This is a genomic window from Stenotrophomonas maltophilia group sp. LNF247, assembly GCF_054083135.1.
In genome coordinates this window covers 144,954-166,594 of record NZ_JBSRQL010000002.1, presented here as the reverse complement: position 1 = coordinate 166,594, position 21,641 = coordinate 144,954, and the positions used below count along the sequence as shown (strand labels likewise).

The 21,641-nt window shown below is 66.8% G+C and carries 25 protein-coding genes and 1 other RNA gene; 11 read left to right on the top strand and 15 right to left on the bottom strand.

Annotated elements, in window-relative coordinates; genetic code table 11:
• Window positions 1-60: 60 nt before the first annotated feature.
• On the bottom strand, window positions 61-2,088 hold the full coding sequence (locus tag ACTXG9_RS02885) for a bifunctional DedA family/phosphatase PAP2 family protein (RefSeq protein ID WP_206621369.1): 2,028 nt from the start codon (window positions 2,086-2,088) through the stop codon (window positions 61-63).
• Window positions 2,089-2,173: 85 nt separating this feature from the next.
• Here ACTXG9_RS02885 and ACTXG9_RS02880 point away from each other — a divergent pair, with 85 nt between their 5' ends.
• The 3 genes from ACTXG9_RS02880 (at window position 2,174) to ACTXG9_RS02870 (ending at window position 3,994) form a co-directional block, all read left to right on the top strand.
• Window positions 2,174-2,836, top strand: a complete 663-nt coding sequence (locus tag ACTXG9_RS02880) for a serine/threonine-protein kinase (protein WP_019662012.1) — start codon at window positions 2,174-2,176, stop codon at window positions 2,834-2,836.
• Window positions 2,837-2,850: 14 nt separating this feature from the next.
• Window positions 2,851-3,339: a DUF2867 domain-containing protein gene (locus ACTXG9_RS02875; protein WP_456115445.1), complete on the top strand. Its 489-nt coding sequence runs from the start codon at window positions 2,851-2,853 to the stop codon at window positions 3,337-3,339.
• A 157-nt stretch (window positions 3,340-3,496) separates the two neighbouring features.
• Window positions 3,497-3,994 (top strand): DUF4288 domain-containing protein, encoded by a 498-nt coding sequence (locus tag ACTXG9_RS02870; protein ID WP_242542406.1) that lies wholly within the window; start codon window positions 3,497-3,499, stop codon window positions 3,992-3,994.
• Here ACTXG9_RS02870 and ACTXG9_RS02865 read toward each other — a convergent pair.
• Entirely contained in the window at window positions 3,934-4,617 is a 684-nt protein-coding gene (locus ACTXG9_RS02865) for a hypothetical protein (protein WP_021203633.1), read from the bottom strand. The two genes, ACTXG9_RS02870 and ACTXG9_RS02865, sit on opposite strands and share 61 nt — an antisense overlap.
• A gap of 108 nt (window positions 4,618-4,725) precedes the next feature.
• On the opposite strand from ACTXG9_RS02865, the gene ACTXG9_RS02860 reads away from it, so the two are divergent.
• From ACTXG9_RS02860 to ACTXG9_RS02850, 3 genes are all read left to right on the top strand, one after another.
• On the top strand, window positions 4,726-5,544 hold the full coding sequence (locus ACTXG9_RS02860) for an SDR family oxidoreductase (RefSeq protein WP_021203634.1): 819 nt from the start codon (window positions 4,726-4,728) through the stop codon (window positions 5,542-5,544).
• 93 nt (window positions 5,545-5,637) lie between these two features.
• Window positions 5,638-6,630 carry a YiiG family protein gene (locus ACTXG9_RS02855; RefSeq protein WP_021203635.1) on the top strand — a complete coding sequence of 331 codons (993 nt, stop codon included), beginning with the start codon at window positions 5,638-5,640 and terminating at the stop codon, window positions 6,628-6,630.
• 160 nt (window positions 6,631-6,790) lie between these two features.
• Complete coding sequence (locus tag ACTXG9_RS02850) at window positions 6,791-7,732, top strand: YiiG family protein (protein WP_021203636.1); 942 nt, start codon at window positions 6,791-6,793, stop codon at window positions 7,730-7,732.
• A gap of 102 nt (window positions 7,733-7,834) precedes the next feature.
• On the opposite strand, the gene ACTXG9_RS02845 is transcribed toward ACTXG9_RS02850, so the two are convergent.
• Complete coding sequence (locus tag ACTXG9_RS02845; RefSeq protein ID WP_456115444.1) at window positions 7,835-8,707, bottom strand: ion transporter; 873 nt, start codon at window positions 8,705-8,707, stop codon at window positions 7,835-7,837.
• A gap of 63 nt (window positions 8,708-8,770) precedes the next feature.
• Between ACTXG9_RS02845 and ACTXG9_RS02840 the strand changes: the two genes are divergently transcribed.
• On the top strand, window positions 8,771-9,997 hold the full coding sequence (locus ACTXG9_RS02840) for an acetylornithine transaminase (protein WP_134731315.1): 1,227 nt from the start codon (window positions 8,771-8,773) through the stop codon (window positions 9,995-9,997).
• A gap of 93 nt (window positions 9,998-10,090) precedes the next feature.
• On the opposite strand, the gene ACTXG9_RS02835 is transcribed toward ACTXG9_RS02840, so the two are convergent.
• The gene (locus ACTXG9_RS02835; protein ID WP_171952684.1) at window positions 10,091-10,693 is read right to left on the bottom strand and encodes an HAD-IA family hydrolase; all 603 of its coding nucleotides are present in this window, start codon (window positions 10,691-10,693) and stop codon (window positions 10,091-10,093) included.
• Window positions 10,694-10,816: 123 nt separating this feature from the next.
• Between ACTXG9_RS02835 and azu the strand changes: the two genes are divergently transcribed.
• Window positions 10,817-11,266 (top strand): azurin, encoded by a 450-nt coding sequence (gene azu / locus ACTXG9_RS02830; RefSeq protein ID WP_021203640.1) that lies wholly within the window; start codon window positions 10,817-10,819, stop codon window positions 11,264-11,266.
• A gap of 71 nt (window positions 11,267-11,337) precedes the next feature.
• On the opposite strand, the gene hemL is transcribed toward azu, so the two are convergent.
• Both hemL and thiE read right to left on the bottom strand, forming a co-directional pair.
• On the bottom strand, window positions 11,338-12,627 hold the full coding sequence (hemL, locus tag ACTXG9_RS02825; protein ID WP_019662003.1) for a glutamate-1-semialdehyde 2,1-aminomutase: 1,290 nt from the start codon (window positions 12,625-12,627) through the stop codon (window positions 11,338-11,340).
• A 16-nt stretch (window positions 12,628-12,643) separates the two neighbouring features.
• A complete protein-coding gene (gene thiE, locus ACTXG9_RS02820; RefSeq protein WP_100446658.1) occupies window positions 12,644-13,270 on the bottom strand; it encodes a thiamine phosphate synthase in 627 nt (208 codons plus the stop codon).
• A 34-nt stretch (window positions 13,271-13,304) separates the two neighbouring features.
• Here thiE and ACTXG9_RS02815 point away from each other — a divergent pair, with 34 nt between their 5' ends.
• The gene (locus ACTXG9_RS02815) at window positions 13,305-13,529 is read left to right on the top strand and encodes a rubredoxin (protein ID WP_456115443.1); all 225 of its coding nucleotides are present in this window, start codon (window positions 13,305-13,307) and stop codon (window positions 13,527-13,529) included.
• Between the two features lie 59 nt (window positions 13,530-13,588).
• Here ACTXG9_RS02815 and ACTXG9_RS02810 read toward each other — a convergent pair whose 3' ends face one another.
• The 8 genes from ACTXG9_RS02810 to ACTXG9_RS02775 form a co-directional block, all read right to left on the bottom strand.
• A complete protein-coding gene (locus ACTXG9_RS02810) occupies window positions 13,589-14,434 on the bottom strand; it encodes a SirB1 family protein (RefSeq protein ID WP_019662001.1) in 846 nt (281 codons plus the stop codon).
• A 157-nt stretch (window positions 14,435-14,591) separates the two neighbouring features.
• The gene (locus ACTXG9_RS02805; protein ID WP_014648292.1) at window positions 14,592-15,038 is read right to left on the bottom strand and encodes a DUF192 domain-containing protein; all 447 of its coding nucleotides are present in this window, start codon (window positions 15,036-15,038) and stop codon (window positions 14,592-14,594) included.
• Window positions 15,039-15,059: 21 nt separating this feature from the next.
• Complete coding sequence (rpiA, locus tag ACTXG9_RS02800) at window positions 15,060-15,707, bottom strand: ribose-5-phosphate isomerase RpiA (protein ID WP_005419003.1); 648 nt, start codon at window positions 15,705-15,707, stop codon at window positions 15,060-15,062.
• 22 nt (window positions 15,708-15,729) lie between these two features.
• The gene (locus ACTXG9_RS02795) at window positions 15,730-16,209 is read right to left on the bottom strand and encodes an EVE domain-containing protein (protein ID WP_005410901.1); all 480 of its coding nucleotides are present in this window, start codon (window positions 16,207-16,209) and stop codon (window positions 15,730-15,732) included.
• The gene (locus ACTXG9_RS02790; protein ID WP_021204571.1) at window positions 16,206-16,799 is read right to left on the bottom strand and encodes a 5-formyltetrahydrofolate cyclo-ligase; all 594 of its coding nucleotides are present in this window, start codon (window positions 16,797-16,799) and stop codon (window positions 16,206-16,208) included. Before ACTXG9_RS02790 ends, ACTXG9_RS02795 begins: the two co-directional genes overlap by 4 nt.
• A gap of 84 nt (window positions 16,800-16,883) precedes the next feature.
• Window positions 16,884-17,069, bottom strand: a non-coding RNA gene (ssrS, locus tag ACTXG9_RS02785) — 6S RNA.
• Window positions 17,070-17,166: 97 nt separating this feature from the next.
• On the bottom strand, window positions 17,167-17,463 hold the full coding sequence (locus tag ACTXG9_RS02780) for a cell division protein ZapA (protein WP_019661999.1): 297 nt from the start codon (window positions 17,461-17,463) through the stop codon (window positions 17,167-17,169).
• Window positions 17,460-17,681 carry a TIGR02449 family protein gene (locus ACTXG9_RS02775; RefSeq protein WP_005410898.1) on the bottom strand — a complete coding sequence of 74 codons (222 nt, stop codon included), beginning with the start codon at window positions 17,679-17,681 and terminating at the stop codon, window positions 17,460-17,462. The genes ACTXG9_RS02780 and ACTXG9_RS02775 overlap by 4 nt, the downstream gene beginning before the upstream one ends.
• Before the next feature lie 153 nt (window positions 17,682-17,834).
• Between ACTXG9_RS02775 and ACTXG9_RS02770 the strand changes: the two genes are divergently transcribed.
• Window positions 17,835-18,383 (top strand): UPF0149 family protein, encoded by a 549-nt coding sequence (locus ACTXG9_RS02770; protein ID WP_019661998.1) that lies wholly within the window; start codon window positions 17,835-17,837, stop codon window positions 18,381-18,383.
• Window positions 18,384-18,388: 5 nt separating this feature from the next.
• On the top strand, window positions 18,389-19,711 hold the full coding sequence (locus ACTXG9_RS02765; RefSeq protein ID WP_111098876.1) for an aminopeptidase P N-terminal domain-containing protein: 1,323 nt from the start codon (window positions 18,389-18,391) through the stop codon (window positions 19,709-19,711).
• A gap of 552 nt (window positions 19,712-20,263) precedes the next feature.
• On the opposite strand, the gene pepQ is transcribed toward ACTXG9_RS02765, so the two are convergent.
• Complete coding sequence (gene pepQ, locus ACTXG9_RS02760; protein WP_134731805.1) at window positions 20,264-21,595, bottom strand: Xaa-Pro dipeptidase; 1,332 nt, start codon at window positions 21,593-21,595, stop codon at window positions 20,264-20,266.
• Between the last annotated feature and the right edge of the window lie 46 nt (window positions 21,596-21,641).

Here is a 21,641-nt window from a genome sequence, read left to right as displayed (position 1 = left end):
GAGCCGAGCCTATGCTCGGCTTGATGGTTCCCGCGAAGGCAGCCGAGCATGGGCTCGGCTCTACAGTGGGTGGCTGCGTGCCGGTGCCGGTCGGGGCGTGGTGGTCTTCAACCGCAGCACCGGCAACCCGGTTTCGCTGTGCACATCCTCGCGCTGCGGCAGGTCCTGCACGGCGTCCTTCACCGCGTTCAATGCCGGGTCGACGCCGCGCAGTGGATGCCACATGCCGATCCATTCGAAATGGCGCTGGTAGCGCAGGGTCTGCGCACTGCCCAGCCACAGTGGCGTATTGCCCGGCTGCAACTGTGCAGGGGCTGGCCACAGGCGCAGTACGTAGCGCTCATCGCGATGTGCACCCTGGCGCACCATCAACAGCGCTTCCACGCGGGTGTCCAGCGTCGCCGGCAGCACCGGCAGGTCATCGGCGCCGGTGTTCTTGTCCAGCATCAGCAGCGCCTGCTGCCAGCCGGCCTGCTCCTGTCGCTTCCAGCCGCGCGCTTCCAGTTGCGCCTGCAGCGGTGCCAACGGACCGGCCACCTGCACGTCCAGCGGCCAGCGCTGGTCGTCGTCGAACTCGTTGCGGCGCGCCGGCAGCGTGGCCCAGTCGTGCTGCCACCAGGCCTGCGTGTCCATTGCCTGCGGGGCCGGCAGGGTCGGCTCGAAGCGTTCCAGCTTCACCGGGATGTTGCGCGGTGCGTACCACATCGCGGCGACGGCGAACACGCCGTAGAACAGCCACGCCACCGGCTTCACCCAGAACGAGCGGTTGAAGCGGCGGCGGTAGGCGATGCCCAGCACCAGCAGCCAGAACGTGCCGAACAACATGCCGCCGATCACGTCGCTCAGCCAATGCGCACCCAGGTACAGGCGCGAGAAGCCGATCAGGCTGACCACGATGCCCGACACCAGGTACGGCCAGACGCGGGTACGGCCGGGCATCTCGCGGGCGATCAGCACCGCGAAGAAGCCGAAGGTGATGGTGGCCATCGTCACCGACACCGACGGGAAGCCGAAGCCGCTGCTGGCGTCGACCGGGCGCACCACATCGACGGTAGCGCCGAGCAGCATGGTCAGCGCCAGGCCGAACGCCAGCGCGGCCAGCCAGTGGGCGGCCGCCATCCAGCGCCGGCGCCAGATCAGGTAGCCCATCGCTGCAGCGGTGGCCGGCAGTAGTACCTGCCAGGCGCCCAGCGACGCCAGCGCGGCCATCGGGTAATCGGCCAGCGGGTTACGCAGCGCCAGCATGGCCTGGTGCACCAGCAGGTCGATCGCCAGCGGCTCGCCGTGCGCGACCACCACGGTCAACAATGCGAACCAGCCCCAGCCCAGTACCAGCAGCATCAACGCCAGCATCGCCAGCGGCACCGATTCACGGCGCTTGGGATCAAGCACGCCGACGGTATAGCGGCCCAGCGTGGGGTGGCGGTTGGACCAGTCCAGCAGGCGTGCCAACCAGTTGTCCATGCGCGCGGCCGACCAGCGGTAGCCGTACAGCACGATGGCCCAGACCAGGCCGAGGATCACCGCCAGCAGGCCGACCACCACCACCAGCCGACCGGCCACCGCCGCCACCGCGTCATAGGCCTCGCCAAGAATCCAGCCGGGGGCCAGGAACAGGACCGCCCATGAAATGCTGGCGATACCACTGGCCTGTACATAGCGGCTGGCTGGCATCTTCATCATGCCCGCGATGGCGGGCACGAATGGCCGGATCGCGCCGACGTAGCGTGCCACCAGGATGCTCTTGAAGGCATTGCGGCGGAACAGGTTTTCGCCGCGGTCGAGCAGCTGCGGGTAACGGCTGAACGGCCACACGCCGCGCAGGCGGTCGCCCCAGCGGCGGCCGATCCAGTAACTGATGCCATCGCCGGCAAACGCACCCAATGCCGCAGCCGCCACCGCGTACGGCCCGGAGATCTGGCCCAGGCCGATGAACACGCCCACCGCGAACAGCAGTGGCAGCGCCGGCACGATGGCGCCAAGAATGATCACCGCATCGCAGAAGGCGATGAGGAAGATAACGGCGCCCGCCAGCACGGGGTGAGCGGCAATCCACGCGAGCGTGGCGTCGATCCATGAAGAGTCCATTGCCCGATTATAGGGGCGTGAAGGTGACTGGTTCCCAGCCGCTTGGTGACCGTTTGCAACCAGTGCCATCGCCTAGAATGGGCCCATGCCGCATACGCCCGACGCTCAACCGCATGCTTTGAAGGCCGACAGCTTCGGCCGGATCCTCCTTGTGAAAGGGCCCGATGGTCCCTTTGTGCGCCGTGATCTTGGTGCCACGCCGCTGTGGTTGCGGCTGCCTGCATGGTGGCTGGCCCGCCGCGAGGCCCGCGCGCTGCAGCACATTCACGGCATGGCCGATGTGCCGCAGCTGCTGGCCTGGAATGGCCATCACCTGGATCGCAGCTTCATGGCCGGCGACGCCATGTACCAGCGCCCACCGCGCGGCGACCTGGCCTGGTTCCGTTCCGCGCGCCGGCTGCTGCAGCAGCTGCATCGCAACGGCGTGGCCCACAACGATCTGGCCAAGGAGGCCAACTGGCTGGTCACTGAAGATGGACGGCCGGCGCTGATCGACTTCCAGCTGGCGGTGATCGGCAACCCGCGCTCGCGCTGGATGCGGCTGCTGGCGCGCGAGGACCTGCGCCACCTGCTCAAGCACAAGCGCATGTACTGCCGTGAATCGCTTACGCCGGTGGAGAAGCGGTTGCTCAAGCGCACCTCGTGGGTGCGCGAACTGTGGTTTGCTACCGGCAAGCCGGTCTATCGCTTCGTCACCCGCCGCATCCTGCATTGGGAAGACAACGAAGGGCAGGGGCCCAAGCCGTGAAGGCTTCGCGGATAGTGACCGGCCCGCCGAGCGCGGGCAATGTGTTGCGTGCGCAGTTGCCTGGTGCCGACTTCGTGCACGCCTGTCAGGCCACCACCCGGCGCGACGGGCGTACCGCACTGCAGGCCTACCGCGACATGGCGGCGACCATTCCCGGCTGGTTCGATGGGCTGATGGCGCTGCGCAACCACGGCATGCGCCTGCTGGGCATGAAGCATCTGGGTTCGTTGCGTGCAGTGCAGGTTGTTGAAGATCCTCAACCCGGCCAGCGGCTCGGCATCTTCACCCTGCAGTCGATGGATGACGATGCCATCGTGCTGGAAGACGACGACCGCCATCTTCGCGTGCAGCTGGCGCTGCAGTGGCAGGGCGACGTGCTGGAAGTGGCGACCGTGGTGCATACGCATAACGCCTTCGGGCGCGCGTACATGCTGCCGGTTGCCCCGGTGCATCGATTGATCGTGCCGCATCTGTTGAAAAAGCAGGTGCAGTTGTACCGGTAGATCCACGCCATGCGTGGATGCGGTTTGTGATCCGCGGGCTGCTTAACGGCTAAACGGCTCATTGCCAAGTGCCGCATAAATGTGGATTCCGCTGGCAGCAGAAGACTCGCGACATCCAAGCCAGGGACAACCCGCAAGGGAATCATTGAGGTGATGCATGTGGTACTGCGCACACGCCATTTTCTATTACGAGAGCAAAGGGCAGGAATCGTTCCTGGTGCATGAGAACGTGTACCTGATCAGTGCCGACAACGATGAACACGCTCTTGAGAATGCAGAAGCACTTGCTTCCGGGTATGAGGATCTGACCGGCCGCCTGGTGGGTGAAGACGGTAGGGCGTATCTTTATCGTTTCGCCGGAATCCGCAAGCTGATATCAGTGGCGATTGATCAGGACTCTGCCGAGGGGCGCCTGCACTCTGGCGTGGAGGTCACGTACTCCGTCATGGCGGTGGACACGTTGGATCAGGTGAAGCGGCTTGCCCGTGGTGATGGCGTGGCAGTGCTGTACCAGGAATGGAAATGTAGAGCCGAGCCATGCTCGGCTGCATTCAATGAGCCGAGCAGGGCTCGGCTCTACAGAGGCCGGTGGCCTTACGGCGTTGCCGGCACGACCTGCTGGCCGATGAAGTTGCGCTTGGCGTCGAAGTCGTAGGCGATCTGCAACTGCCCGACATCCGGGCAGGCGTGGCAGTCGCGCAGCGGCGTGCGGTACAGCAGGCGGATGCCACCATTCTCCAACGGCGAGGCGCCGGCCGACTGCGCCGGTGCGAACGGCGTGGCTTGCGGGTTGGCCTTCAGCAGTTCCTGCACAGTGGGGTCGGCACGCAAGGTGTCGTCCAACTGCACGGCATCCACATCGATGCGCTTGCCGCTGGCATCGACCAGGCGGGTACCTTCATTGGTGTTGGCGCGGAACGGATACTCGACCGTGGCAATGCCCAGTCCTTCGTTCTCGTGCCACGCGGTCACATAGGCCAACTCACCGCCGGTGGACAACTGCTCGGCGGCGGTGATGGCCTCGGCACTGGCGCCACCGGCGCGCATCGCGTCGCGAAGGCAATCCCGGGTGGCCGCGTTCTCGCCCTGGCGGCAGGCGTTGAGGTCGCCATCCCAGACCACCGCCTCGCTCCAGCGCATCTTGCCGTCGGCGGCGGCCTTCTCCGCGCTGGGCGTGTCACCGGCGGGTGGCTCCTTGCCGGGTTCCGGCGAACGGCCCTGGCAGGCAGTCAGCAGGGCAAGCCCCAAGGCAGGCAGCAACAGGCGGGAACGGCGCATGGCGTGTACCTCGTGCGTTGTCTGGAGGCCCGAGTATCGTCAAGGGCGGGTGAACTCCGCGTCGGCGCGGCATACTAGCGGCTCATTGCATACGCTGGAGTGCGGAACGTGGGCAGTCTGCAGGGCAAAACGCTTTTCATCACCGGTGCCTCGCGTGGCATCGGCCTGGCCATCGCACTGCGCGCCGCGCGCGACGGGGCCAACGTGGCGATCGCGGCCAAGTCGTCGGTGCCGAATCCGAAGCTGCCGGGCACCATCCACACCGCCGCCGAAGCGGTGACGGCTGCAGGCGGGCAGGGCCTGGCGCTGAAGTGCGACATCCGGGAGGAAGAGCAGGTGCAGGCGGCGGTGGCGGCCACGGTCGACACCTTCGGTGGCATCGACATCCTGATCAACAACGCCAGCGCGATCTGGTTGCGCGGCACGCTGGATACGCCGATGAAGCGTTTCGACCTGATGCAGCAGGTCAATTCGCGCGGCAGCTTCCTGTGCGCGCAGGCCTGCCTGCCGTACCTGCTGCAGGCGCCGAACCCGCACATCCTGACCCTGGCGCCGCCGCCGAGCCTGGAGCCGAAGTGGTGGGGCGCACATACCGGCTACACGCTGGCGAAGATGGGCATGAGCTTCGTCACCCTGGGCCTGGCTGCGGAATTCGGCCCGCAGGGCGTGGCGGTGAATGCGCTGTGGCCGCGCACCGTCATCGCCACCGATGCGATCAACATGATTCCGGGCGTGGATGCGGCTGGCTGCCGCACGCCGCAGATCATGGCCGATGCTGCGCACGCGGTGCTGGTGCGCGAGGCGGCGGGTTTCCACGGCCAGTTCCTGATCGACGATGACGTGCTGGCGCAGGCGGGTATCACCGATCTGTCCAGCTATGCGGTGGATCCATCGCGTCCGTTGTTGCCGGATCTGTTCCTGGACTGATCGCGCGTCGCCGGCAGAGGCCGAGGGCTGCGACCTTCGGCCCGCTGCGCTAGAATGCGCGGCTGTAATCGTTTTCAACAAGGACGTGAACACATGTCACGCACTCTTTCCGTCGCGGCGCTGGCCGCTTCGCTGTCGATTGTCCTGGCTGCCTGCGGCAGCAAGGCGCCTGCAACCGCTGGCGACGCCGGCCCTTCCAGCACGCCCGACGCCAGCGCGGCGCCGTCGGACACACAGCAGCAGTTGACCGCCAAGCTCAACGCCTACATCGGCTGCTTCAACACGCTTGATTCGAAGACCCACGGCAGCATCGAGTCCTATACGCGCTGGATCAAGGACGTCGAGGCCGGCCCGACCGGGCGCGAGACCCAGGTGTACGGTCCGTTCGAGATCAGCGACTACGACATGAAGCAGTGCGATGGCCCCGTGACCGAGGCGATGGCTGCCAAGCCGGCGCTGGCCGAGCTCGATGCCGCTGCTGGCCATTACCAGCAGGCGCTGAAGGCACTGGTGCCGATCAGCAAGGAGGCGCACGACTACTACGATCGCCAGGACTACGAAGATGACCGGTTCGCCAAGGGCAAGCAGCTGCATGCGCCCTTGATGGCCGCCTTCAAGGAGTTCGTGGCTGCCAGCGCAACGTTCAACGCCGAGCTGGAGCGCCAGAACGACGCCGCCCAGCGCGAGCAGCTCAAGGCGCTGGAACAGGCCGAGGGGCGCACGCGCGAGTACTACCGTCTGGCGATGATGCTGGAAGCCAAGGCCATCATGGATCTGATGAGCGAGGACGATTTCGACCAGGCCAAGGCGCGCGAGCGTCTGGATGCGTTCAACCGCATTTCCGACGAAGCGCATGCGAAGGTGGCTGATCAGGAGCCGGGCAAGCTGGACTGGAACAGCTTCGAGCGTGAGGCCGAGAACTTCCGGCGCGAAGGCAAGGAGCGGCTGAAGCGCGTCAGCGAGAACACGCCCTATACCGATTTCGAACGGCGCATGCTGGATTCGCCCTCAATGGCGCCGAGCGGCTCTGCCAGCAAGCTGATGCAGGAATACAACTCGCTGGTTTTCCAGAGCAACCGCCAGTAGGCGGGAAGCTCAACGCGCTATTTTTGTCGCGATCGAGCAGGTTGATCGCGACATGACACGCCCCGCAGCCCCGAATGCCAGCACCTTCCCGAGGTGCTGGAGCGCGCGCTCGCGCAATGCAGGACGATGGCTGCAGTTTTCACTGGTGCAAGGAACTGATTTGAACGCATCCACACGCCTGATTCCCGTTCTCCTGCTCGGCGCGCTGGCCGGCTGCAACAGCCCGGCGGGGCTGGCGGTCGCCGACCCCGGGCTGGAGAAGGTGAACGCCTACATCGAGTGCTACAACGGCGTCGAACAGCCCATCCACGAAGGCTTCCAGACTTACACGGGCTGGATGAAGGACCCCAAGGCGGGGCCGACCGGCAAGGAAGCGCAGCCGCGCTCACCGGGCAAGCTGTTGTCGCACCGCGTCGAGTACTGCGGCCAGCCGCTGACCGATGCGCTGGCAAAGACCCCTGCCACGCCGCTGGATGCACCCGCGCGACAGTACCAGCAGGCATTCCAGGCACTGAACACCCTGATCGAGCGTGCCGATGGGTACTTCACCCGCGAGGACTATCGTCGCGATGGTGGCGAAGGGATGCGCAGCCAGCATGCCCCGCTGATGCAGGCCTATGCTGATTTCTTCAAGGCCAGCGAAGCAATGGATGCGGCGCTGGAAAAGAACGAGAACGATCGCCGCGCCGCCCAGCTGAAGCAGATCGAGGAAAGCGAAGGCCGCTCGCTGGCCTATTACCACCTGCGCCTTGTCGGCGATGGCAAGCAGCTGGCGATGGCGTTCCAGAGCGACGCGCCGGATGTTGCGGCGTTGCGCGGCCAGCTGGCCGACTATCAGGCGCTGGTGACGGAAATCCAGAACAGTGGTGTCGGCAAGGACGACCCGATGTGGGGCCATGTGCAGCGTTCGGCCGACAAGCTGGTGCGTACCGCTGGTCGCGGTGTCGAGCGTCTGGAGCAGGGCAAGCCGATCACCGCCGATGCGTTGGCCGCCGAGCGCAAGGCGTCGGGCAGCTGGCTCACCACCGATCCTGAAGGGGCACAGTCGACGATCCTGGACGCCTACAACGACCTAGTGACCACCAGCAACCGCATGCGCTGAGGGCGATCCACACAGGGCGTGGACCCGTCCACGGCGGCACCGGGCCATGCCCGGCGCGCACCCTGCGGGGTTGGCAGTGCCGGCCGCTGGCCGGCATGTGCCTCAATGGCTGAATGCGTCCGGCAGTTCACCGCCGCACTTGCGGCAGTGCCGCGCATCCGGTTCATGCCCCTCCAGCCCGCAATGCGGGCAGCCGCGGGCATCACGGCGCGCGGCCAGTTCGGCCTCGCGCATGGTGCTGGCCAGTTCGGCGGTGTAGATGCCGGTGGGCACGGCGATGATGCTGTAGCCGATCAGGATCAGCACCGAGGTGACGAAGCGGCCGAGCACGGTCTGCGGCACGATGTCACCGAAGCCGACCGTGGCCATGGTCACCACCGCCCAGTACATGCTGGCCGGGATGTTGGTGAAGCCGTGTTCGGGGCCCTCGATCACGTACATCAGCGCACCGGCGATGATGGTGATGGTGATCACCGTGAACAGGAACACCAGCACCTTGCGCCGGCTGCGCCACAGTGACGTCATCAGGACGCCGCTTTCCTCGATGTAGCGGGTCAGCTTGAGGATGCGGAACACCCGCAGGATGCGCAGCGCGCGCACCACCAGCAGGCTCTGCGCACCCGGGATGAACATCGACAGGTAGGCGGGCAGGATCGACAGCAGGTCGATGATGCCCCAGATGCTCACCGCGTAACGCAGCGGGCGCCTGACCACCGCCAGCCGCAGCATGTACTCGGCGGTGAAGATGATCGTGAAGCCCCATTCCAGGATGTACAGGCCGGTGGACCATTCGGCATGCAGGTGCTGCACGCTGTCGATCATCACCACCAGGATGCTGGCGACGATCGCCACCACCAGGATCAGGTCGAAATTGCGCGAAGGGCGGGTGTCATGGCGGTAGATGATGTCGAACCACCGACGGCGCCAGCCGGTCTCGGTGGCGGGGTTGAGCTGGGGGGCGGAAAACGGTCGCATGGGCGCATTGTGCCGCAGGGGTTCCGGCGCGAGAATGGGCATTCCTGAACCCTGCCGACTGCCATGACCGCCGCGACCGATCCGCTGATTTCCCTTTCACACTACTACCTGCCGGTCTACAAGCCCCGCCAGGTGGTACTGGAGCGCGGTCAGGGCGCCCGTGTGTGGGACAGCCAGGGCCGTGAGTTCATCGATCTGGCCGCCGGCATCGCCGTGTGTGGCCTCGGCCACAACGATCCGGACCTGGTGGCCGCGCTGGTCGAGCAGGCCGGCAAGCTCTGGCACACCAGCAACGTGTTCTACAGCGCGCCGCCGCTGCACCTGGCCGAGGAGCTGGTCAAGGCCAGCCGCTTCGCCGAGCGCGTGTTCCTGTGCAATTCCGGCGCCGAAGCCAACGAGGTGGCGATCAAGATGGTCCGCAAGTGGGCCTCCAGCCAGGGGCGCCCGGCCGACAAGCGGGTGATCATCACCTTCCGCGGCAGCTTCCACGGTCGCACCCTTGGCGCGGTGACCGCTACTGCCCAGCCGAAGTACCAGGAAGGCTACGAGCCGCTGCCCGGTGGTTTCCGCTACATCGATTTCAACGACGAAGTGCAGCTGGAAACCGCGATGGCCGCCGGTGACGTGGCGGCGGTGATGCTGGAGCCGATCCAGGGCGAGGGCGGTGTGATGCCGGCCAAGTCCGGCTTCCTCAAGCGCGTGCGCGAACTGTGCGACCAGCACAACGCACTGCTGGTGCTGGACGAGATCCAGGCCGGCATGGGCCGCACCGGCACGCTGTTCGCGCACTGGCAGGACGAGGTGGTGCCGGACATGGTCACCCTGGCCAAGGCGCTGGGTGGCGGCTTCCCGATCGGCGCGATGCTGGCCGGCCCGAAGGTGGCCGAAACCATGCAGTTCGGTGCGCACGGCACCACCTTCGGTGGCAACCCTCTGGCCGCTGCGGTCGCACGCGTTGCGCTGCGAAAGCTGGCCTCGGCGGAGATCGCCGCCAATGTCAGCCGCCAGTCGAAGGCGCTGCGCGATGGCTTTGCGCGCATCAACGAAGAATTCGGCGTGTTCAGCGACGTGCGTGGCCGCGGCCTGATGCTGGGCGCGGTGCTGGGCAAGGACTTCGCCGGCCAGGCCGGGGCGATCCTCGACCATGCCGCCGAGCAGGGCCTGCTGACCCTGCAGGCCGGCCCGGACGTGCTGCGCTTCGTGCCGTCGTTGAACATCACCGACGAAGAAGTGGCCGAAGGCCTGAAGCGCCTGCGCGCGGCGATTGCTGCGTTCATTGCCGCGCGCTAAAGCCTGCAGAGGCATCTGTAGAGCCGAGCCTACGCTCGGCTCATCGCGATGTCAGGCAACAGGAGCCGAGCATGGGCTCGGCTCTACAGCGCGTCACGCGATCCGATAGCGCTTCAACACCTTGCCCAATCCCCGGCCATCGCGCACGGTTTCCGCGTGCAGGCCGGCAGCGCGCGCGCCACGCACATTGGCGAACAGGTCATCGACGAACAGCGCGCGCGAAGGCGCCACGCCCAGCGCTTCCAGCGTGCGTAGAAACACCGCCGGTGCAGGTTTGCGCAGGCCGAAATCCGCACTGCAGAACACGCGCGCCTGCAGGGCAGGAAACAGTTCCGGCAGCAGGGTGGGCAATGCCTGCTGCATCAGGGCGCCGTTGTTGGTCAGCACCGCGATTGGCAGTTGCAGGGCCTGCAATCGTTGCAACACGGCCGCCTGAGGATGGCTGGCGGCCCGTCGCGCCGCGGTCCATGCAGCCACATCGACAGTCGTGCCCAGAAGCTCTCCCAGCTGCGCCAGATAGGCCGGGCCATCAAGCGTGCCATTGTCATGCGCTGCTTCCAGTCCGCTGTCATACAGCGCGGCCTGTACGGCGTGCGTCGGAACATCCAGCGCCTGCGCCAGATACAGCACGCGCTGCGCGCGCTGGTACTGCACCAGCACGCCATCCACATCCAGCAGCAACAGATCGATCCGCATCGGCCGAGCATGCCATTGCGATGAGTGCGCGGGAAACCCTGGAGCTGCCATGCGACAGACGGTCGCAGCCGGGCGGGCATAGGCCTGCCTAGAATGGCGCTCGAATCCGCAGGAGATGCAACGATGAAGGCTTGGGTGGTGGCAGTGGGACTGGGCGCGCTGATGCTGGCGCCGTCGGCGATGGCGCGGGTGTGTGCGGTGAGCATCGACAGCACCGACCAGATGAGCTTCAGCAGCCGCGAGATCAAGGTCGCCGCCGACTGCACCGCCGTAGACCTGACCCTGCGCCACACCGGCAAGCTGGCCGCTACCGCGATGGGCCACAACTGGGTGCTGACCCGCACTGCCGATTACCAGCCGGTGGCGATGGCGGGCATGCGCATGACGCTGGCTGACAGCTACCTGCCGAAGGCCGACAAGCGCGTGCTGGCGCACACCAAGGTGATCGGCGGTGGTGAGACCACGCGTGTGCGTTTCTCTACCCAGGGCCTGCAGAAGGGCGGTGACTACACCTTCTTCTGCTCGTTCCCCGGCCACTTCGCGATGATGAAGGGCAAATTCGTCTTCGGTTGAAAAAAGGGGACGGAGGGGATCAAGTCGTTTGTGCACAAACGACTTGATCCCCTCCGTCCCCTTTTTTGCGATCAGCCCTTGGCGGCCTTGAACGCCACGCGTGCTGCGGCCAGCGTCGCCTCGATCACGGCATCGTCGTGGGCGCTGGACAGGAAGCCGGCCTCGTACGCCGACGGGGCCAGGAACACGCCCTGCTCCAGCATCGCGTGGAAGAAGCGGTTGAACGCCGGGATGTCACAGGCGGTGGCCTGCGCATAGGTCTCCACCTTCTCGCTGGTGAAGAACAGCCCGAACATCGCACCCACGCAGGTGGTGGTCACGGCCACACCTGCGTCGGCGGCGGCCGCTTCCAGACCCGCACACAGGCGTGCGGTGCGCTCGGCCAGGTCGGCGTGGAAACCCGGCTGCTGGATCAGCTCCAGCATCGCCAGGCCAGCGGCCATTGCCACCGGATTGCCGCTCAGCGTACCGGCCTGGTAGATCGGGCCGGCCGGGGCGATCTGCTGCATCAGCTCGCGACGACCGCCGTAGGCGCCCACCGGCATGCCGCCGCCGATGATCTTGCCGAAGGTGGTCAGGTCCGGGGTGATGCCGTAGTGCGCCTGCGCACCGCCGAGGGCGACGCGGAAGCCCGTCATCACTTCGTCGAAGATCAGCAGCGCGCCATGCTTCGTGCACAGCGCACGCAGGTGTTGCAGGTAGCCCTCGCGCGGCGGGATGCAGTTGGCGTTGCCGACCACCGGTTCGATGATCAGGCCGGCGATGTCGCCACCCTGCTGTTCGAACAGCGCGGTGGCGGCTTCGAAGTCGTTGTAGGGCAGGGTCAGGGTCAGTTCGCTCAGCCCGGCCGGGACGCCCGGCGAGGTCGGCACGCCCAAGGTCAGCATGCCGCTGCCGGCCTTGACCAGGAACGAGTCGCCGTGGCCGTGGTAGCAGCCTTCGAACTTGACGATGCGGTTGCGGCCGGTGGCACCACGCGCCAGGCGGATCGCCGACAGCGTGGCCTCGGTGCCGGAGTTGACCATGCGCACCATCTCGCACGATGGCACCAGGCGGGTGATGGTTTCGGCCATGGTCACTTCGGCCGCGCACGGCGCACCGAAGGACAGGCCGTTGTCGATCGCCTTCTTCACCGCCTGGCGCACGGCCGGGTGGTTGTGGCCGACGATCATCGGGCCCCAGGAACCGACGTAGTCGATGTAGCGGTTGCCGTCGACGTCGTACAGGTAGGCGCCATCGGCGCGTTCGACGAAGAACGGCTCGCCGCCGACCGACTTGAACGCGCGCACCGGCGAATTGACGCCGCCCGGCAGCAGCTGCTGGGCGCGGGAGAACAGGGCGTGGGACTGGTCGTGGTTCATGGGGCTTTCCTGGGCGTTACGCGAACTGGGCGAGGTAGGCGCGCTGGGTCGCGACCGGGTCCTGCGCGGCGTAAATGCCGCTGACCACGGCCACCAGGTCGGCGCCGGCGTCGATGATGGGACCGACATTGTCCGGCGTCAGCCCGCCGATCGCCACCCGCGGCACGCCCAGTGCGGCGCTTTGCCGCAGCAGGTCGGTATGGGCGCGGCTGGTGGTGATCTTGGTGGTGGTCGGGAAGAACGCGCCGAAGGCCACGTAGCTGGCGCCGGCAGCCACGGCCTTCTCGGCATTGGCCAGCTGGTCGTAGCAGGAGGCGCCGATGATGGCGTCGGGGCCGAGCAGGGCGCGCGCGCTGGGGATGTCACCGTCGGTGCCGCCCAGGTGCACGCCGGCCGCGCCCACGGCCTTGGCCAGCGCCGGGTCGTCGTTGATGATCAGCGGCACGCCGCGCTCCGCGCACAACGCCTGCAGGGCGGTGGCCTGTTCCTGCCGCAGCGCGTCGTTGGCGGTCTTGTTGCGGTACTGCAGCCAGGTGGCGCCAGCGGCCAGCAGCGGCGCGGTACGGGCCAGCAGGTGCGCGGTATCGGGCTCGTCCGGGGTGATCAGGTAGACGCCGCGGGGCGCCGGGGAAGCAGAAGTCATCGATGGCTACCGGTGCGTGGGCCGCGATGGGACAATGGCGGCCCGTGAATCCAGCCCTGATTATCCGATGAGCGATGCCACCCCCACCACCTTGCGCACCTGGATGTGCGTGGTCTGCGGCTTCCTTTACAGCGAAGCGGAAGGCTTGCCGGGGGAGGGCATCGCGCCGGGCACGCGCTGGGAGGACATTCCCGAGACCTGGACCTGCCCCGATTGCGGGGTGACCAAGGCCGATTTCGAGATGGTCGAAGTCGATTGACTGGAGGGCCACCCGGCCCATCCGGTGGGTGTGGACCGTTGGTCCACACACCGACGCCCTCAATGCAGCCGCGGCATCGGCCCGCCGAGGTCGATCAGCTTCTCGCGCAGCCACTGCGCATCGCTGGCCTCGGGATTGCGCTTCAGGTACTGCCCCAGGTCATGGCGGGCACCGGCCAGATATTCCAGCTGCAGATAGGCCAGGCCGCGGTCACGCAGCGCATCGTCCTGCTCCGGGGCGAGCTTCAGCAGGCGGTCGGCACTGCGCGCGGCGCGATCCCATTCGCCGGCCTCGGCATACACGCCGTGCAGGTTGCGCAGCATGCGCATCAGGATCGCGCGCGCCGGCGCCGGGTCGAGAATCTGCGCCAGCACCTGGTCGTCGGGCATCTGCCCGCCCAGGTGTGACTTGGCGCGTTCGCGCAGTTCGTCCACGTCCAGCGGGCGACCACCATTGAACGGGTCCATCACCAGCACGCCGTCGTCCACCGGCAGGCGCACCAGGAAGTGGCCGGGGAAGGACACGCCGTCGAGCGGGATCCCCAGCCGTCGCGACACTTCCATCTGCACCAGCGCCAGCGAGATCGGGTTGCCCAGGCGCCGCTCGAACACCTGGTTGAGATAGCTGTTGCGCGGATCGTAGTACTTGTCGTGGTCGCCGCTGTAGCCCAGCTCGTCGAACAGGTGGCGGTTGATCGCCGCCATCTTCAATGGACTGTTGTCGATGCTCTCCACTTCCGAGCGGAGGTGGTCGACGTGGCTCTGGATCAACGCGTCGTAGGTCGACGGCTGCAGATCGGGGTATTCATCGCGCGCGATCAGCAGCGCGGTCGGCAACAGTGGCAGCGCCTCGTCTTCGAGGTCGGCCAGTGCATCCCAGTCGGGGAGTGTGATCCGGTCCTGCATGGCCACAGACTGGCGTCATTCGCAGGCGGTTTCAAGCGGTGTCGCGTGAAAAATCCGGGGTCAGATCCCTTTCGCGAGCGAATGGGATCTGACCCCTGCAGGGGTGCCGGCCAGCGGCCGGCACTACAGCGCGTGCCGGGCGCAGCCCGGCCGCACCTTACTTTTCGATGCCCGGGCCGAATTTCAGCTCCGTACCGTCCTTCAACTGCAGCTTCTCGGCCTGGCCGGCGTTGAGCTCCAGCACGTAACGTGCCGGGCCACCGCTGGGGTAGGGCGGGCACATGTCGCCGGCCGAGCACGGCGGCACATCACGCTGCTGGCTGACCAGCCTGCGCTGGCTGTCGAAGTACAGGATGTCCAGCGCGATCCTGGTGTTCTTCATCCAGTACGCCTGCATTTCCTCGCGGTCGTGGATGAACAGCATGCCGTGGTCGGCCGCCATCTGGTCGCGGAACATCAACCCGCGCGCGCGGGTTTCATCGTTGGTGGCCAGCTCGACCTGGTAGCGGGCGCCATCCAGTTCGACCCAGTGGCGGGCCGCGTCGGTGGCGCAGCCAGCCAGGGCCAGCAGCGGGAGCATCAGCAGCGAACGCAACAGCGACATCGTCAGGATCCTTCGAAAGGGTCAGAGCACGACCGGCGGCTCGCCGCCGACGATCACCACATCGGCGCGGCGGCGCGCGAACAGGCCCACGCAGACCACGCCCGGCAGTTGGTTGAGCTCGCGCTCCAGCTTTTCCGGATCGGTGATCTGCAGGTTGTGGATGTCCAGGATCTGGTTGCCATTGTCGGTCACCACGCCTTCGCGCCAGGTCGGCTGGCCGCCGGTCATGTCGCGGATCTGGCGGGCGACCAGGCTGCGCGCCATCGGGATCACTTCCACCGGCAGCGGGAATTTGCCGAGCACCGGCACCTGCTTGCTCGGGTCGACGATGCAGATGAAGCGCTCGCTGGCCTCGGCGATGATCTTCTCGCGGGTCAGTGCGGCGCCGCCGCCCTTGATCAGGCACTTGTTCGGATCGCACTCATCGGCGCCGTCCACGTACAGCGACAGGTTGCCGCTGTGGTTCAGCTCGATCACTTCGATGCCGTGCTGCTTCAGGCGCGCGGTGCTCTGCTCGGAGCTGGACACGGCGCCCTTGATGCGGTGCTGGATGCGGGCCAGGGCATCGATGAAATAGGCCACGGTGGAACCGGTGCCGACACCGACGATCATGCCGTCTTCAACGTACTCGATGGCTTTCTCGGCGGCCAGGCGCTTGGCTTCGGACATGGGAGAACTCTCAGGCAGGGAATCAGGATTTCTTTTCCAGCGACAGCAGCAGCTTCCACTGCGCAGCAGTCACCGGGAACACCGACAGGCGGTTGCCCTTGGCAACCAGCGGGAAGCCTTCACCGAGCTCTTCGGCGTGCAGCTTGATCTCGTCCAGCGCGATCACCTGCTTGAGCTTGCGGTCGAAGGCCACGTCCACCAGCATCCAGCGCGGGTTCTCGCGCGTGCTCTTGGGGTCGTGGTAGTCGGATTTTGGATCGAACTGGGTGTCGTCCGGATAGGCCGTGCTGGCCACCGTGGCCAGGCCGACGATGCCCGGCACCTTGGTATTGGAGTGGTAGAACAGGATGCCGTCGCCCACCTGCATGCCATCGCGCATGAAGTTGCGCGCCTGGTAATTGCGCACCCCGTTCCAGGGTTCGACCTTGACCTTGGCCAGGTCATCGATGGAGAAGGCGTCCGGTTCGGACTTCATCAGCCAGTAGCGCTTGCGGGCGGTCATGCGTTCACGGGGGCAGCGGAGGGGAACAGGGTGCCGTCTTCGGTGCAGATCGCATCCACGGGCACGTCCCACGACGCCACCGGCAAGGACTCGACCTGCTGCACCGCGAACGCAGCACCGACCAGCCAGGGCGGCGCCGGCCGGTCGTGGCGGAAGGCGAAGCTGCGATCATACCAGCCGCCCCCCATGCCCAGCCGCCGGCACTGCGTGTCGAAACCCACCAGCGGGGCCACCACCAGCGCCATCTGTGCTGGTTCCAGGGTGTCTTCCAGCGCCACGTCCGGCTCGGGAATGCCGTAACGGTTGCTGGTCAGCGGCTGCCCCGGCCGCCACGGCGCGAAGCGCAGCACGTCGCCGGCCAGCACCGGCAGGCAGTAGGTGAGGCCTTCGGGCAACTGCAACTGCCAGCGGTGCAGGGCGATCTCGCCATCCAGCGCCCAGTAGCCGGCCACGGCGCCTTCGCGCGGGGCGAACGGCAGGGCGAGCAGGGCATCGGCCAGCGATTCGGCGGCGGCGATGCGCGCAGCTGCGGAGAGTTCACGGCGGCGTTGCCGCAGGTCGTGGCGCAGGGCCTGGCGCGGGTCGGTCATGGCAGCGTGCGGCGGGGGAACAGCCGTCATTGTGCCGGAAAGAACAAGGGCGACGCCCGAAGACGCCGCCCTTGCTGGAATATTGCATTCTCCGCAATGTCGATGCATGCGAAACGACCTTGAACCCGGGGGCTCAAGTGGGAACGCTGGAGAACCATCGGGCTTCCCGCTACAAGGCGGACCTGCACTCCCGGCGCTGTCGCGCTCCCGGTGTCGTTCTTAAGGGACAAGGCGAATGTTTGCACATGCCGTCGAGTACCGCAGAGAACGCGTGGCCATTATAGCCAGCGCGCCGGATCTGGATAGGCCGTTCGTCGGCAACAGTACGTGCCAATTCAGATATGAGAAGACGCGTTGTGCACGGTCTTCAGGTGCCGCCGTCGATGGCGCGGTCCAGCCGCCGGTTCAGGTCCGCCAGCGTCTGCTGCAGGGCCACGGCCTGGCGGGCGTTCTCGTCGCGCAGCAGCTGCAGTTCGTGGGCCAGGTTCAGCGCGGCCAGCACGGCGACACGGTCCACGGCGGCCATGCGGTTGCTGCCGCGGATCTCGCGCATGCGCGCATCGAGCAGGCGCGCAGCCGCCATCAGGCTGTCGCGTTCGTCGGCGCCGACGCCCACGGTGTATTCACGATCGAGGATGCGGACGCTGACCGGTTCGGCGCTCATGTGTGCTGCTCCAGGGATTTGAGCCGGCTGATCATCGCTTCCACCCGCGAGCGCGCCTGCTCGTTCTTGGCCAGCAGCGTCGAGCGCTCGGCCACCAGCTGTTCCTGCTGGTGGCGCAGGCTGCGGTTCTCCTCGGCCAGGCGCTGGTTGCGTTCAAGCAACGCTTCCACGCGGGCGGCGAAGTCCTGCAGCTGGGCAAGGGGGTCGGCGGGTTCCATGCAGGCACGATAGGCAAGCCGGGCAAGGGCGGTCAAGCGCTGTCGCAGCAAGGCCGGAGGGCTACCGGGAGGATGCCGCCGGGTTGCTACACTACGGGGTCTCACGGGCGCGCGCGTGCGCGCTCCGGGTTTCCTTTCCGAACGAGCCGCACGATGACCGAACTTCCCTCCGTCGACGACGTTACCCGCGCCAGCCAGGAGCTGGGCCTGGGCGCCACCGCTGCCGAGCTGCATGGTGCGCTGTGTGGCTGGCTGGCCGCCGGCGGTGCCCCCGGCAACGACTGGCCGGCGCGCGTGCTGGCCGACGACAACCTGCCGCCGGTGGCCGCCGACAGCGTGCTGGGGCAGCTGCTGCAGGCCACCATCAAGCAGCTGGAAGACCGTGACTTCGCCTTCGAGCTGTTGCTGGCTGACACCGACGAGGTGTCAGCACAGGCCGATGCCATGTTCAGCTGGACCCGTTCCTTCCTGGGTGGTTTCGGCCTGGGCAGCGGCGGCCGTCGCCCGGCCCTGTCCGAAGAGGGTGAAGAAGCGCTGACCGACATGGCCAGCCTGGCACGCGCCTCCAGCGAGGATTTCGAGGCCGGCGGCGATGATGACGACGAAGCGCTGTCGGAGATCGAGGAATTCATCCGCGTGGCGGTGCTGCTGCTGCACGGCGACGTGGTGCTGGCCTCGCGCCACCGCCAGCGCCTGAACTGATGGACATCAAGCAGCGCACCGGCATTGCGGCCGGCGAATACAAGCGTCGTCGCCGCCAGCTGATGGACATGGCCGGCGAGGACGCGATCCTGGTGCTGCCAGCCGCAGCCGAAAAGGTGCGCAGCCTCGATACCCATTACCCGTTCCGGCAGGACTCGGATTTCCAGTACCTGAGCGGCTTCCCGGAGCCGGAAGCGGTGCTGGTGCTGATTCCGGGCCGACGCCACGGCGAGGCCATCCTGTTCTGCCGCGAGCGCGATGCCGAGCGCGAAGCCTGGGATGGCAGCCGCGCCGGCCAGGAAGGCGCGGTGGCCCAGTACGGCATGGACGATGCCTACCCGATCGACGATCTGGACGACATCCTGCCGGGCCTGCTGGAAGGGCGCTCGCGCGTGTATTACCACTTCGGCCGCGACGCCGACTTCGACCTGAAGCTGATCGGCTGGGTCAACCGCGTGCGTTCGCAGGTACGCCACGGTGCGCAGCCGCCACATGAGTTCCTGGAGCTGGGCCACCTGCTGCACGAGCAGCGTCTGTTCAAGTCCGGCGCCGAAGTGGCACTGATGCACCACGCTGCACAGATCAGCGTGCGTGCGCATCTGGCGGCGATGAAGGCCGCCAGGGCCGGCATCCACGAGTACGAACTGCAGGCCGAGCTGGAACGCGTGTTCCGCGCCAACGATGCGGTGCCCGCGTACTGCAGCATCGTCGGCGCCGGCCGCAATGCTTGCATCCTGCATTACCGCGACAACAACGCGCGGTCGCGCGATGGCGAGTTGGTGCTGATCGATGCCGGTGCCGAGTACCGCGGCTACGCCAGCGACATCACCCGCACCTTCCCGGTGAACGGCCGCTTCAGTGCCGAGCAGCGCGCGCTGCACGACCTGGTCGGCGAGGCGCAGGCGGCGGCGCTGGCCCAGGCCAGGCCAGGCGTGCCCTACGAGGCCGGCCATCTGGCCGCAGTGCAGACCTTGACCGAGGGCCTGCTGCGGCTGGGCCTGCTGAAGGGCACGCTGGAAAAGAACCTGTCCGAGGGCCTGTACCAGCGCTTCTACCGGCACAAGACCGGGCACTGGATCGGCATGGACGTGCACGACGTGGGCGACTACCGCTTGGCCGGTGACTCGCGTCTGCTGGAGCCGGGCATGGCGTTCACCATCGAGCCTGGGTTGTACATCGGCGTGGATGACACGACGGTGGAGCCGCGCTGGCGCGGTATCGGTATCCGCACCGAGGATGACGTGCTGATCACCGACGATGGCCATCGCGTGCTGACCGAAGGCCTGGCGCGCAGCGCCGACGAGATCGAAGCGGTGATGGCGGGGTAGGGGTGTCCTGCAGGGCTTGCCGCCCTGCACCCGCGGTAGTGCCGGCCGCTGGCCGGCAACCTCAACAGCAACAGCAGGCATTCCGTGGGATGGCGGGGTACTGTGGGTTTGCGGGGCCGCCGCAAGTACGTCCTTGTAGGCTTGGTCGCCGCATCCATGCGGCTCACACCCCGCAAACCCACAGCACCCCGCCTTCGACAGGTTCACGGGGCTGTTGGTGGGTGCCGACCGTTGGTCGGCACATCTGTCAGACATCGAATGAATCATCCACGCATGGCGTGGATCTACTGGCAATTGCGGCTGTTGGGTAGGTGTCGACCGTGGTCGACACAGAGCGAGCGCAGCGAGCGACCCGCTTCTGCTTTTCTTTTTCTTTTCCGTGGTTGGACGCGCGCAGGAAACTGTCAAAGGCCGGGCGGCGTGGGTTTGCAGGACCGTTGGCGCCATGGATGGCGCCATCGAGCCCCCATGGATGGGTTTACGGCGTGTCCTGCAAACCCACCCCGCCCGGCAAAGCGCGGCTTTTGCTCCAAGCGACCAACCACGAGGGGCTCAGCCGTTGGCCGCCGCAAACGCCGGCCGCGTCAGGTTGTCCGCCTCGCCCTCAGTGCACAGCACTTCGTCTTCGATGCGGATGCCGCCATACGGACGGAAGAAGTCCACACGGTCCCAGTTGATCGCATCACCATGGCCGGCGTCCTTCACTTCGTTCAACAGCATGTCGATGAAGTACAGGCCCGGTTCGATGGTCACCACCATGCCCGGTTCCAGCACGCGGGTCAGGCGCAGGTACGGGTGGCCGGCCGGGCGTTCGATGCGGCCGCCTTCGTCGCTGGCCGCGAAGCCGGCCACGTCGTGCACCTGCAGGCCGATCAGGTGGCCGATGCCGTGCGGGAAGAACGCGGCGCTGACGCCGGTCTCCAGCGCGGTCTGCGGCGAGACCTTGATCACGCCGAAGTCCTTCAGCACGCCCATCAGCGAAAGATGCGCGTCCACGTGCAGCTGCTTGTAGTCGAAGCCCGGGCGCACCGCCGCGCACATCTGCTGCTGGGCGGCGTCGACGGCGGCGATCATCGCGGCGAATTCGTCGTGGCCCTGGGCGGCGTAGGTGCGGGTGATGTCACTGGCGTAGCCGTGCGCGCTGGCACCGGCATCGATCAGGAAGCTGCGCAGCGGTTGCGGTGCCTTGCGACCCAGCTCGGTGTAGTGCAGCACGGCGGCGTGTTCGTTCAACGCCACGATGTTGCCGTACGGCAGCTCGTTGGCATCCTGGCCCACGGCCTGGCAGTACGCCATGTGGATGCTGAATTCGTCGGCGCCATTGCGGAACGCGGCCTCGGCGGCGCGGTGGCCGCGCACGCCCAGCACCTGCGCCTGGCGCATCAGCGCGATCTCATACGGCGTCTTGCTGCCGCGGTGCCATTCCAGATAGTTCACCACCGGCGCCGGGTTGTTCGGCACGTAGTTGCCCAGCGCGCTCTGCGGCTCGCCGAGGATCGCGCAGCGCGACGGGTCGGCCGGCAGCAGGGCCAGTGCCTCTTCGGGCTTGCGGATGATGTGGATGTCGAAGTGCTCCACCCACCAGCCGCTGGGGGCATCCGGCACCACGTGCCAGTAGTCGAAGGGCTGGTGGAAGATCACCGCCGGGCGCTTGCCGGGGGTGAACACGATCCAGCTGTTGGGCACGCGGGTCAGCGGCAACCAGGCCTTGAACTGCGGATTGACCGCGTAGGGGTAGTCGCGATCGTCGAACACCTGGTAGTGCAGGGTGCCGCTGGGCACCACCAGATGGTCGAAGCCGCCGCGGGCCAGCGCCTGTTCGGCACGTCGGCACAGCACGGCCAGGTGGTCGGAATACAGGGCGCCGGGGTCTTGCTGGATCATTGCGGTGGCTCGACACGGAAAACGGTCCTAGATTCTGCCGCATACC